We start from the raw sequence: 12,602 nt of genomic DNA on the forward strand, positions 1-12,602 counted from the left end.
AATTACTTATTGCCCAGAACTCCCGAAGGTCGATTCGTTCTAATGAGGGAACAATGAATTATCAATGAAAGTGGGTTCCCTACGTGTAAGTCATTGTCTTGTAACACTATTTTTCACTTTGAGTCTCTAGCGATTTTGCAATGAGTTGCTATTCAAGCCAGTTAACTCATCTATGTTTGTTCGGTAACTCGCGAAAGAATAGTCCTAATGTGAGCAATTTTTCATCGTTGCGTGAATACTATCCAATTGTTATAATTGAGTCGTCCAGACTCGAATTGTTGAACCCGTAGCAATTTTGACTATATCTATGAAAGAGCTTTTAGCAAGGCGTTTTTATCCTTTTGTCATAAAACCCGGCCGCTACGCAGGCGGCGAGCCCGGGCAATGTATCAAAGACCCGACAGGTCGGCTATCATATCTGCATGCCTATCCCGACCGCTACGAGGTCGGCCAGACGGCTCTCAGCGTCCAGACAATTTATCACCTTATCAACCGCGACGACCGTTTTCTATGTGAGCGGGTGTTTGCGCCGGATCATGACGCCCAAGCTCTTCTGAAAACCGAATCGATACCCCTGTTCGCCATTGAGAGCGGACGTCCCGCCAAAGACTTCGATCTGCTCGGTTTCACATTGGTGGACACAACGGTCTACACAAATGTTTTGACAATGATCGAGCTGGCCGGAATCACACTCGATGCAGAGCGTCGGGGCGAGGATGAGCCATTGGTTCTTGCGGGAGGGCCGGCAACATCCAATCCCGAGCCGATGGCTCGATTTATTGACCTTTTCTTTTTAGGCGATGCCGAAGAAGGCCTTCTTGAAATTTTAACTGTTGTCCATGAAAACAAGGGTCAAAAAAGAAAAAATGTGCTCGAACAGATTTGCCGAAACGTTCCATCGGTCTATGTACCAGCGTTTTATGATTCTGACCGTAAGCCTCTGTTTTCATTTGCACCGGCGGTAATTCGTAGCCGTGTTGTGGAAAAACTCAGATCCGAGTTCTATCCGAAATCCCCCCTTTTGCCGCTTGTGGAGACGCTGACCAATAATCTTCCGGTCGAGATAAGCCGCGGGAGCGGTTCAGGCTGTGAGAGGTGTCAGACTAATCCGGTTTCTGCGCCGGTACGGGTTCGTCCGTCGCGTGAAGTAGCCGAACAAGTGCAGAGTCAGTTGGGAAGCACGGGGTATTCCGAAGTTTGCCTTTTGTCGCCGCCTGAGCCAGACAGGCCCGAGTTTGATTCGTTGATAAACAGTCTTGCAAAACAACTTGAGAGCCGAAGGGTCTCGGTCATCCTCCCGGCGCTTCGGCCCGGGACAGTGTCAGCGGCGACACTTGAGGCATTGACTCGCGTAAAGCGTCCCGGGCTGACCATTGCTCCAGAGGCTGGCACCGAAAGGCTCAGGCTTTTGATCCACCGGGATTTTCCTGATGCCGCAATTTATGACACCGCGCGGCTTGCATTCTCCAAAGGGTGGAATTCAATCAAGCTTGTGTTCATGCTTGGCTTGCCGACCGAAACGCATGACGACCTCAAAGGCATATCTGACATTTGCAAAGAGATTGTCCGGATCGGCGAAGATTATCGTGGCAAAAAGAATCTAACTGTCCTCTTTGCTCCGTTTCTCCCTAAACCTCACACGCCGTTTCAATGGGATGGCTCGCTCAGCGAGGCCGAGTTGATGGAGCGGGTTGGCTATGTGAAACGCCTGACACGAATTAATTCAATCCAGTTCAAATTATTTGGTGTGAATCAAGGGCTTATCGCAGTCGCCCTTGGACGAGGCGGGAGAGAAATGGCCTCTGTTATCGAGACAGCCTATCGGTCAGGTTGCCGTTTTGATGGATGGCAGAGTGATTTTTCATATGAACGCTGGATTGCCGCACTGGCAGCGCATGGCTTCGAACTTCCTTCGCTCTTGAGCCCGCTTCAACTTTCAACCTCGTTACCTTGGTCACACATTCATTCCGGCGCCGATTGCGAGCAACTGAAGCAGGAGCGGCAGACCACCCCGTTTACTATAAGAGCCTTTACTCCGCTCTTCCATGACAAGCAAGACATTTTTGGCGCAGTTCAGCCCGAAGAGAGTGTTTCGGAATTTGGGCGGAGCAAGAAAAAAGTGGCTTCAAAAAATGCTGCTGCCCCGACCAAAAATCGGGTTCGGGTCAAATGGAGCAAATCAGCCCGTTACAAATATATGTCCCATCTTGACAATATGCGCCTGTTGGAGAGAGTTATTCGCCGGGCTGAGCTTCCTGTGGCATATAGTCAGGGAATGACACCGACGATGAAACTCTCGTTCGGGCCGCCGCTTCCGCTCGGATTCACTTCTGAGGCCGAATATGTCGATATAACTCTCGAGACCAATTGTATGCCATATATGATAGACGATTTGAAAAAAGCTTTACCTGATGGAATTGAAATTGTTCAGGCATCTATTGCATGGGAGAAGAACAGTTCCCTCTCGGCTGCGCTCAACCGGGTTGAGTATGTTGTTCCGATCGATGAATGGAATGGGCTCGACACACTCGATTCTGCCATCGAGGCTGTTATGTCTGCATCGACGCTTCCCTATATCCGTAAGGACAAAGACAAAGAGGTCTCAGTGGATCTCAAACCGGGCATTTTCGCAATATCCAGGGACCAAAAAATGCTCAGCATGAGTTTGGGCATAGGCGATGGCGGCTATGTCCGGCCTGCCGAAGTTCTTTCTTTTCTCAGTCAGGGATTGATTCATTTGTCGCGGTCGATACCGTTTCACCGTAAGCGTATTTACAGGATGGAGCCTGATGGACGCATAACTGATCCGATGGATATTTGATGTATGGCTGGCACCGAAACTGAGAGGCTGACGACTGACCGGGGACCATATGATTTGGTTCGCGCCGCTTCACTTGAGGCAATCGTACACATTCAGCAGGGTCAGCAGATAGAATACGCCATCGATGGCGTTCTCAGAGGTAAAATTTTTCGCCCGATAGATGTTCGATTTTTTCTCCAGCTGGTCAATGGCACAGTCAAAATGCGCCGGCGGCTTGATCACGAAATAAAATTCTTTCTCGCTAAACCATCAATTGAGTTATCTATAAAGCTTGCGAATATTCTCAGGCTCGGATTCTACCAATTACTTTTCACCGACCGTGTGCCTCAGGCGGCAGCGGTGTCCGAATCGGTCAATTTAGCCCGAAAGTTTCTGGATCAATCCCAGGCAAAATTGGTCAATGCCGTAATGCGTGCCAAAGTCAGAAATCCTGAAAAAGTAAAATTTGTATCAAAAGAAGACGATCCGGTCAAATTTCTGGGCGACTATTACAGCTATCCCGACTATTTTCTCAAGTATTGCCTCCAGGAATTTGGAGTGGAGCGCACCGAGCGGCTTTTGGTCGAATACAATAGACCGCCTAAGGTTACATATCGGGTGAACCATCTCAAGGCCAAAGAAGAAGAAGTAGGTGCAATACTCCGCGAGAATGGGATAGAGTTTTCGACCGGAAGATTTTTGCCCGAGTTTCTTCACATGCATGCCAGCGGTTTGCCTCTCGAAAGTGAACTCATAAAGACCGGCAAAGTATTTGTACAGGACGAATCGGCGGGTCTTGCAGTTCGCCTCCTCAATCCGAAACCGGGGACCGAGGTTGTCGATTTAACCTCCGCTCCGGGTGGCAAAGCAACATATGCCGCAGTTCGGATGCGAAACAAGGGACGTGTGACGGCGGTAGATAAATCCCATCAGAGGTTGCAAGTAGTTGTCGAAAATGCCAAACGACTCGGAATCAAAATCATTTCACCCGTTGCGGCCGATATGGCCGAATTTGAAGGCGGCCCCTTTGACCGGGTGTTGCTCGATCCGCCATGTTCGGGCTGGGGAACCGCCGGAAAACATGCCGATCTGCGATGGGCGAAATCGCCGGAAGACATTGAAAACCTTGTCCGCATTCAAACTAAGATGATTGACAGGGCGGCGCGGCTTGTCAAGCCGGGCGGGGTGATGGTTTATTCTACCTGCACAATTATTCGGGCCGAAAACGATCAAATTGTCGAAGAGTTTCTTTTGCGCAATCCGGAATTTGAAATTGAGTCAGCAGAACAGTATTTTGACTCATCGGTGGTCAATGTCCGCGGTTTTGTTAAAACCTATCCCGATTTTGAAGATTTTGACGGGGCGTTCTGCGCAAGATTGCGCCGCCGCTCGGTTGTGTAAGGACTGTTGAACCGGCGTTGCATAGGAGAGTTGGCGGGGATACAGATTTTTATTCAGTGAAGATATCGAAACCCGAGAAGGTTTTACCGGTGAATATCGGATGAACTGAGATTACCGCGCCTACCCGCCTTAGAGGGTCGCGTCTGGGAAGCCGCTCCTCGCAACGACAGACCGGGAATGTCCGCATTGATTTTTCGTGCGGGTCGGGCTGGCGCGCACAATGTGACCGTCAGGTCACACTCCTCCTCTTCTCTTTGATTCTTGTACCACACTGCTTGCGGTGTGATCTTTTCTTTCTCTTGGGAGTGGGTATGCTGAGAATATATGATATGGAAGAAATGATGCCAGTCTGCGTGCCGAATCACCCCGTCAACTTTGCGAGTCTCGCCCTCGCGTCTCGAATCTCTTTTATCTCTATATCAGCTTTGCCCCAATAAGAGAGAAGCAGTTTGAAGTTTTCAATCGCGTCTTTTTTATTGCCGAGGCCATCATTTGCCACGCCCACATAGTAGAGACCGAAACCGAAATTATTTCCTTCCGTTGATTCTTTCGGTCCAAAAATTATTGGTTCGAGCAGTTTTTTCCCGTCTGCGTATTGCCCAGTAAGGATTTTGAGGATGCCGAGTCTCAGTTTATTTTCGTCGCCACCCTGATTTCCTCGGTTCTCATCCAACTTTTGTAAAGCGTTGATAATAAGTGTCGTATCAGATTGCACGTATCCATTGTAGAGTTCCTGAAGATTATCTCCAATGGGCCAGATTTGCGACGGAACACGGGATTTGAACTCTGAGACAGCCTTTTCCATGAGAGGTCGGGCGACCTGAGGCAGGAGTGTCGAATTGAAGTGACCTGCCCAAATACCGAGTCCCTGTTGTCTGGCTCTGGTTTCGGCTATCAAATACTGGTCGGTTCGTGAGCATGGATATTTCAGGTAGACCAGCGCGTATCCGTCAGCAACCATCCGCTCACAAACATCGGTTCCGTTTGGCAGGTGCAGGAAGGCGAGAGTCCGGCCGTATTTGTCAGTCCGGTTTTTGTCGTACCAGAGCGTTATATCCTTGCCGTCGATTAGCCTCGTTAAATGTGCAGTAGAGTTCGGATCATTCTCCGGCGCGTCGATTCCAAGCAGACGAACCTTTTCTCCGGTTGTGGTGGTGAAAGTGTCACCGTCGGCGATGGATTTCACCTGAACGGTATCTTGGGATGAAACCGATACGCTCAGGGCTATACATAAGAGAATCGTTAAAGACTTCATCTTCTAATTATCCTTGGACTTCATCTCGGCGGTGTTCCTGATATTGTCCTCATATGGTTCATCTCTTATTTTCTTGTGAATGGCGAGCACGGCGTAGCTCATAGTAAGAGTCAGGATAAACAAAATGAACCCAACGACACAGGTGACGAGTCCGTACCAATTGAGCAGAAAACTCAGCAGGCCGGAACTGGAGCTGTATTTGACGTCTATGGTTACCATCTCCTCGTCCCACTCATAAATACCGCCGCCGCTGCCGTATACCTCACGCTCACTGTAATAGGCGGAGATATCCCCCCGATCGCAGAGAACCTTGAATGCTTTGTCCCCGGTGAAAAACAAAAGCACAACCCCCACCATGATGGTGATCGCGCTACCATTCGAGCATAGAAAGTCGAACTTCGACGCAATCAGATGCGGCATCAGTAATTCATTCCACATAAATAGTGGAGGAAGGACTATCAGAAGTCCGCAGATGGACAACCAAAGAAGTGGGGAGTCGTGTGGAATATGTCCGATGCTCAAGACCAGTAGTAAGACAACAAGGGTAAGCAGGCCGATCCCCGCTATAAGGCTACTGACAAAGTTGATTATTCGCAGCATTTTAGCCCTCCTTATCAATTCCGAGTAATGTTTCGAGTGCCCTGCGTTTTTCAGGGCTTAGTTTATTGAAGTGTTCGAGTATCTTCTTCTGGTCTGGTGAGAGAGGCACTTCGCCGGTGGCGACCTTCGCCGAGGTTCTTAACGACCGTAAAATGCGCGAAGCGTTTGCCTATCTCGATCATCTATTTTCCCCTTTTTATTACGAGCATCGTAATATCATCCGAGCGAGGCGAATCACCAACAAAAGATTCTATCTCTTTCATGAGTCTTCCGGATATCTGTTCTGATTCAAAGTGGCGAAGATTATCAAGGTGCTGTTCCATGCGTTCCTCACCAAATTGCAGTTCGCCATGCTGGGCTTCGGTCACGCCGTCGCTGTAAATAAACAGAAGATCATCCTCCAAGAGGGTAATATTCTGCTCTGTCCAGGCGCTGAAATCAAAGGCGCCAATCATTGTGCCCGAGGGCTCCAGATATTCCCGCGCGCCGTTTTTCCTGATTATCAATGGAGAATTATGCCCGGCATTGATAAAATCAATTTGATTTGTGGCCGGGTTTATCAAGCCAATGAATAGTGTCGCAAAATCCGACGGGTCGCTATAGGCATAGAGCTGTAAAGAGACCTGACTGACCGCGCGTACGAGATCAAATTTCGGGTCCTGGTAGAGGATACGGAACGAGGCCAGAATATTTGACATCAGCAGGGCGGCTCCCATTCCTTTCCCTGAGACGTCGCCGACCAGAAAAAGCAGTCGGCCGTCCGGCAGAGAGGCCATATCATAGAGGTCCCCGCCGACAGTTAGACATGGCTCCTGAAAGGCGTGTACCTGATAGCCCACTATCAGCGGACTTTCTTTCACCAGTAATTTTTGCTGAATCGATGCCGCGCGTTTTAGTTCGGCATCGAGCACCTGTTTTTCCTGGCGTTCCTGGAGCAGACTATAATTCAGCAAACGCGAGGCGATAATATTGCCGAAAGTCGCAAGCAGGCGAAGATAATCGTTGCTGTAGCGGTGCATGGGATTTGTAGTATCGACATAGAGAATACCCAGCACTTTACCCTCGTCGAAAAGGGGAACGGCCATCGCGGATTTGAGCTCGAGTTGGACAATCGATTTTTGTTCGGCAAAGCGGTTGTCTTCGGTCGGATCTCCCATGAGTACCGCGCTTTTATTTGTTAGAATCTCATTGATAATAGTCCGCGAAAGCGTAAATGTTCCCGGGTCCTTGCCGCTTGGCAAAAGTGAAGCGGCGACATAAATGTTTGTGCCATCTTCCTGAGTGAACAGAACGGCAAGCCGTTCGGCGGGGATTACTTTGGCTACCAGTGCAAGCGAGCGCTGGAGCATGACTTCTTTCGGTTCAGGAAGAACCAGCATACGGGCCATCTCGGAGAGAGTCGGAAACAACTCCGGCAAATCAGTGACTTTTGTCGGCAACGGTTTAAGAACTTCGTTTAGCGAAAGTACAACCGATTTATCCAAATCAGTGTTGGAAAGCTTGGGCGTTGTCGATGACCCCATGCGTGTAGAGTCCTCACCGGACGACAGGCGAAACTCTGTCTGTCCAAACGAGAGGGTGTCACCAGCTTTTAACATGACCCGGCTTGAAATCCGAGTACCGTTGACAGCTGTGCCATTGTGACTTTCCAAGTCCAGTACAGAACATCCACCGCCATTGCCTGATATATCCAGCTCGGCATGGTTGCGGGACACAGTCTTATCGGGAATACAAATATCGGCTTCGGGTTTTCGTCCCACAAGCAACTTGCCCGGTTTCAGATCCCAGGCATAGTAGCGACTGCCATCGGTTCCGATGAGCTTAAGCGGAGAGTCAGACATCTTATCGCCTATTTAGAATGAGTTCGGGTATTGCGCTGTTCATAGGCTTAGAATATGCAGATGAGACATGAAATTATCAAGGGAATTGCGAGACAATCGGTTGGATTGATACCCAAACCTGTGCGATTAATCACGGCATATCCTTTTGTTGACACAACACCAAAAGCCCTTCACTTTAGGGAATGGTCTATTTTTGGGTAATCCTTGTCTATTTGATACTGCTGGTCTTTGTGGGGAGTTATCGAAGTAAAAAGATCAAAACTCAGGAAGATTTCATGCTGGCCGGTCGAAAACTATCCGCGCCCGTGCTTGTGGGAACACTGCTCGCGACATGGATCGGTTCAGGATCCATAATCGCGGCCGCCGGGCTCGCCTATGAAAATGGATTCCCAGCACTGTGGTTCGATGCCGGAGTTTGGCTGGCTCTTATTGTACTCTATTTGGTGGCGGGCCGGGCTAGGAGGTTCGGGCAGTTTACTGTGCCGGATATTCTTGAGGTCCGCTACAATAAGTACGCCCGCCTTCTTGGCGCAGTCGTAATTATCGTAGCCTACACGGCTATTGTGTCATACCAGTTCCGCGCCGGTGGCATGGTGTTGAATCTGGTTACCGGCATTTCAGAGAGCAACGGCATTCTCATCACTGCAATTTTTGTCATTGGCTACACCGCTTTGGCGGGGATGGTCTCAGTTGTCTATACCGATGTTGTCAACGGCATTATGATGACAGTTGGTCTGGTGCTCGCGCTTCCTTTTCTAATTTCTCGCGCAGGCGGGTGGGAGACAATCGTCCAATCACTGCCTGAGACCAATTTTCAGATTCTTGGCACGCTCTCGATAACCGATGCCCTGGCCTTCGCCCTGCCCACGATGCTCCTTCTATTGGGCGAATCATGCATGTACCAGCGGTTCTTCTCTGCCAAAGATGAGAAGACAGCAAAACGCTCGGTGATCGGTTGGATAATCGGCACGATCTTCATCGAAACAATAATAGTAATTCTTGCGGTTGTGGGCAGTTCGCTCTATCCAGATATCAAACCGGACATGGTAATTCTCCACTCGGTCAAAGAAGGTTTGCCTTTGATTGTGGGCTGTATCGCTCTGGCAGCGATCGTGGCAGTCATTGTTTCCACTGCCGATTCTTTCCTGCTTGCGCCGTCGACAAACTTCATGCGGGATATTTACCAGCGCTTTATTGATCCCGAAGTTTCTCAGAAAAATATGGTGCTCTACTCCCGAATCACCGTCGTGATTTTGGGCATAATCGCTTTTGCCCAAGTCAGATTTTTCGGGTCAGTGCTTGAAATGGCGCTCTATGCCTATACAATGTACGGTGTCGGAATAACCCCGGCAGTTTTGGCGGCATTCTTTTGGAAGCGAGCAACTGCGGCTGGCGGTGTTTCTTCGATAGCCGCCGGAATGATTGTCACTGTTCTATGGGAAACCTTGGGACAGGCGAGCGAAACCCCTACAATCTATCCCGCCCTTGCGGCCTCGCTTCTGTGTCTTGTTGTTGTGAGTCTGGCAGGCAAAGCGCCGGACAAAACCAAATGGCAGCCGTTCTTCTAACGAACTGTTCTTCTTATTCTAAATCAGTTGCAGAGAAAATAGAAATAGTTCAGACCGGGACATGCGGTCCGGTTGCTTTACCGTAGATAACAACGAGCTTTAGCGTATCAGTGCCGGCATTGATAATGCCATGCGGTTCATTTGGCCCGGTCAGCATTGCTTCGCCGGCGCTAATTAGTTTGTTGCCGCCGGGCAATTGGACCTCGGCTGTGCCTTCAATGACATAATAAATCTCTTCAAGATTTTCCGCGCCTTCGTGGCTGTGCTCTCCTTCGGAGCCTCCGGGAGGGATTGTCCAGATTTGAAATCGAATCGGAAGATTGCTTTTGCCGACAAAAAAATCTTTGTATGAAATTTCGCCGATACCTCCATAGAGGTCCTCGTATGCGGCCTGGTCGATCTGTTCCTTATCGAAAAATGGCATCTCAGCTTTTCTCTCCTTTGGCTGTATTAAACTCACGCACAACTGTTGTTTGTATCCCGCCTCGTGAATTAAACACCCCTTGAAGCCGCGCTCGTTCCGGCTTCACAGCAGCGACGATATCATCGAGCATCCGATTGACTACATTTTCGTGGAATATCCCCTTCTCCCGATAGGCCAACAGGTATTCTTTGAAACTCTTCAGTTCAAGGCAATTGGCTTTCGGTGTGTAAGTCAGCTCCAGTTGAGCAAAATCAGGAAGACCGGTTTTGGGACAGATGCAGGTGAACTCTGGAATACTCATAGTGATTTCGAAGACTCTATCCAAATAGACATTGTCGAATGTCTCAATTGCCGGCGTTTTCCATGTACGGATATCCGATTGGAGACCTTCGTATGATGACTCTTTCATGGCGGGCAATGTACATAAGGGAATGTCAATTGGCAACCGGTTCGAGAAGCGGCAAGTTGGTGCAGTAGTTTCTTTTAAAACTTCCCCCTCCTCATCCTTTTGCCTTTTCTCCTGTATTGGTATATATTCCCACGCAGGTAAGATAATAGATGACAAACAATCCACAAAAACGAGGCGTGCTTCTCCTAAGCGGAGGAATTGATTCCGCTACAACAGGAGCGCTTGCCAAACGCGAAGGATATTCCCTCTGCGCATTAACCATCGACTATGGCCAGCGTCATCGTTTTGAACTGACCGCCGCCAAGGCCGTGGCATCGAGCCTCGGCATCACAAACCATCTCATTCTCGATTTGGACCTTCGCGCTATCGGAGGCTCTGCGCTTACTGATACAATAGATGTCCCAAAAAACGCACTCTCGGAACCGACTTCGGGCGAGATACCGATTACTTACGTCCCGGCGCGGAACACGATTTTTCTCTCTCTCGCGCTTGGATGGGCCGAAGCGCTGTACGCCGACACTATTTTCATTGGAGCAAATGCGATTGATTTTTCGGGCTACCCAGATTGCCGGCCTGAATTTCTTGCAGCCTTTGAACGCCTTGCCAATCTTGGGACTCGCAAAGGAATTGAAGAAAATTCCTTTGTCATAAAGGCTCCGCTCGTCAACATGTCGAAAGCGGACATAATCCGCGAAGGCATTCGACTGAAAGTTGATTATCGTCTTACCTCCTCCTGTTATGACCCGGACACGTCGGGACATGCCTGCGGTGAGTGCGATTCCTGTATTTTACGTCGCCGGGGATTTATAGACGCGGGCGTAGATGACCCGACACAATATATCTCCAAGGTTCGGGCATAAGCGATGGCATATTCTCCAAAAATAGCCCAGTGGCCCGACGTCTTTGCCGATTCATTGCCGCTCAATGAAGCATTCTTGTCAATTCAAGGCGAGGGCCGGTTTGCAGGATATCCGGCGATATTTCTGCGGTTTAACTACTGTAATCTTGGATGCGCGTGGTGTGATACGCGATTTACCTGGGCCGAAGGAAAAATCGAGCAAGCCGAGCTTATGTCGGCCCCTCAAATTGCCAATAGAGCGAACGAACTCATCAGCAAAACTGCCTTGAATCCGTCACAAGTCCATATCGTGCTGACCGGCGGAGAACCAATGCTTCATCAGGATAGACTTCCTTCACTCATGGATGAACTTAAGGCGAAAGGGTTCACATTTTTTGAGGTAGAAACAAATGGGATGTTCGCCCCGTCAAAAGAAATGGCCTCACTTGTGTCGTGGTGGAACTGCTCTCCCAAACTCACAAATAATGGTCTCCCGACGCAGATAAATCGTGTTCCATCGGCAATCGAAGCCTTGATGGCAACACAAAAAGTTGATTTCAAATTTGTGGTCGGCTCGCCGCAAGATATCGCTGAGATTGAACTGGACTATCTTCCGCTCATTCCTTCAGAGACGATAATGCTCATGGCCGAAGGGTGGACGCGAGAGAAACAAATAACGGCAATGCCATGGGTAATCGAAGAATGTCATCGACTGGGCTGGCGTTTCTCCCCGCGATTGCATATTCTCGCCTGGGGGGATGAACGCAAACGCTGAAGCACATCTCTAAATAACTCGGAGAACAATGAAAGTTACCCTCACAAAAGAATTCAGGTTCGAAGCCTCGCATAGACTTGACCATTTGCCGCCGTCCCATCCCTGTTATAATCTGCATGGTCATAGCTACCGAGTTTTGATTCAGGTGCATGGTAAAGTCGACGAAACAACCGGGTTCCTCATTGATTATGCCGACATCAAACGGATAGTGGATCCGATTGTGAGCCGGCTCGACCACACACATTTGAACAACGTCGATGGATTGTCTATCACCTCGACCGAATTTATTGCCCGCTGGCTTTGGGAGAGGATAAAACCCAATCTGGCTATTTTAAGTAAAATTATCATAGAAGAGACCCAGTCGAGCAGTTGCGAATACAGCGGAGAATGAGCGGTTGACTTGTCTGCCCGATACTATGGTTGCGGTGAGTCCCGTTTTGCTGGGTACATCACGACGATACGCTGGCAATGCTTGCTTTATTCCTGTACCACACTCCCGACATTCGTCGGGACGGTGTGTTCTTCTATTTGGTCTGTATCCGTTGTGGTGTCGGGCGCCCTCGCCCGACACAAAAATTGAAAGGGGAGACACAGGGATCTGCCCCTACGGAATAGTCAGAATTAGAAGTGGTTTTTCTCGTAGGGGCAACCCCCCGTGGTTGCCCTCTTTAATTTCGCGCCCGACCGACCC

11 protein-coding genes are annotated in these 12,602 nt (G+C 49.3%); 6 read left to right on the forward strand and 5 right to left on the reverse strand.

Features of this window, described 5'->3' with window-relative positions; translation table 11 throughout:
- The first annotated feature begins 307 nt into the window (after window positions 1-307).
- Together SGI97_06625 and rsmB are read left to right on the forward strand one after the other, a co-directional pair.
- Window positions 308-2,821: a TIGR03936 family radical SAM-associated protein gene (locus SGI97_06625; protein MDZ4723561.1), complete on the forward strand. Its 2,514-nt coding sequence runs from the start codon at window positions 308-310 to the stop codon at window positions 2,819-2,821.
- 3 nt (window positions 2,822-2,824) lie between these two features.
- Window positions 2,825-4,201, forward strand: coding sequence for a 16S rRNA (cytosine(967)-C(5))-methyltransferase RsmB (gene rsmB, locus SGI97_06630; protein MDZ4723562.1), 1,377 nt, complete (start codon window positions 2,825-2,827; stop codon window positions 4,199-4,201).
- Between the two features lie 361 nt (window positions 4,202-4,562).
- Here the strand turns inward: rsmB and SGI97_06635 are convergent, their stop codons facing one another.
- The 3 genes from SGI97_06635 to SGI97_06645 all read right to left on the reverse strand — a co-directional run bounded on the left by SGI97_06635 (window position 4,563) and on the right by SGI97_06645 (window position 7,897).
- Window positions 4,563-5,456: a thermonuclease family protein gene (locus SGI97_06635; protein ID MDZ4723563.1), complete on the reverse strand. Its 894-nt coding sequence runs from the start codon at window positions 5,454-5,456 to the stop codon at window positions 4,563-4,565.
- Window positions 5,457-5,459: 3 nt separating this feature from the next.
- On the reverse strand, window positions 5,460-6,056 hold the full coding sequence (locus SGI97_06640; GenBank protein MDZ4723564.1) for a hypothetical protein: 597 nt from the start codon (window positions 6,054-6,056) through the stop codon (window positions 5,460-5,462).
- Window positions 6,057-6,238: 182 nt separating this feature from the next.
- Window positions 6,239-7,897, reverse strand: a complete 1,659-nt coding sequence (locus SGI97_06645; protein ID MDZ4723565.1) for a SpoIIE family protein phosphatase — start codon at window positions 7,895-7,897, stop codon at window positions 6,239-6,241.
- A gap of 275 nt (window positions 7,898-8,172) precedes the next feature.
- Between SGI97_06645 and SGI97_06650 the strand changes: the two genes are divergently transcribed.
- A complete protein-coding gene (locus SGI97_06650) occupies window positions 8,173-9,465 on the forward strand; it encodes a sodium:solute symporter family protein (protein ID MDZ4723566.1) in 1,293 nt (430 codons plus the stop codon).
- Between the two features lie 49 nt (window positions 9,466-9,514).
- On the opposite strand, the gene SGI97_06655 is transcribed toward SGI97_06650, so the two are convergent.
- Together SGI97_06655 and queF are read right to left on the reverse strand one after the other, a co-directional pair.
- On the reverse strand, window positions 9,515-9,889 hold the full coding sequence (locus SGI97_06655) for a cupin domain-containing protein (protein ID MDZ4723567.1): 375 nt from the start codon (window positions 9,887-9,889) through the stop codon (window positions 9,515-9,517).
- 1 nt (window position 9,890) lies between these two features.
- Window positions 9,891-10,298 carry a preQ(1) synthase gene (gene queF / locus SGI97_06660; protein MDZ4723568.1) on the reverse strand — a complete coding sequence of 136 codons (408 nt, stop codon included), beginning with the start codon at window positions 10,296-10,298 and terminating at the stop codon, window positions 9,891-9,893.
- 149 nt (window positions 10,299-10,447) lie between these two features.
- Here queF and queC point away from each other — a divergent pair, with 149 nt between their 5' ends.
- Genes queC through queD form a run of 3 tightly spaced genes read left to right on the forward strand, consistent with a single transcriptional unit; the run spans window position 10,448 to window position 12,302 of the window.
- Window positions 10,448-11,158: a 7-cyano-7-deazaguanine synthase QueC gene (queC, locus tag SGI97_06665; GenBank protein ID MDZ4723569.1), complete on the forward strand. Its 711-nt coding sequence runs from the start codon at window positions 10,448-10,450 to the stop codon at window positions 11,156-11,158.
- A gap of 3 nt (window positions 11,159-11,161) precedes the next feature.
- A complete protein-coding gene (locus tag SGI97_06670) occupies window positions 11,162-11,911 on the forward strand; it encodes a 7-carboxy-7-deazaguanine synthase QueE (GenBank protein MDZ4723570.1) in 750 nt (249 codons plus the stop codon).
- A gap of 28 nt (window positions 11,912-11,939) precedes the next feature.
- Window positions 11,940-12,302 carry a 6-carboxytetrahydropterin synthase QueD gene (gene queD, locus SGI97_06675; GenBank protein ID MDZ4723571.1) on the forward strand — a complete coding sequence of 121 codons (363 nt, stop codon included), beginning with the start codon at window positions 11,940-11,942 and terminating at the stop codon, window positions 12,300-12,302.
- The last annotated feature ends 300 nt before the right edge of the window (window positions 12,303-12,602 follow it).

The organism is Candidatus Zixiibacteriota bacterium (assembly GCA_034439475.1).
Classification (GTDB): domain Bacteria; phylum Zixibacteria; class MSB-5A5; order GN15; family FEB-12; genus JAWXAN01.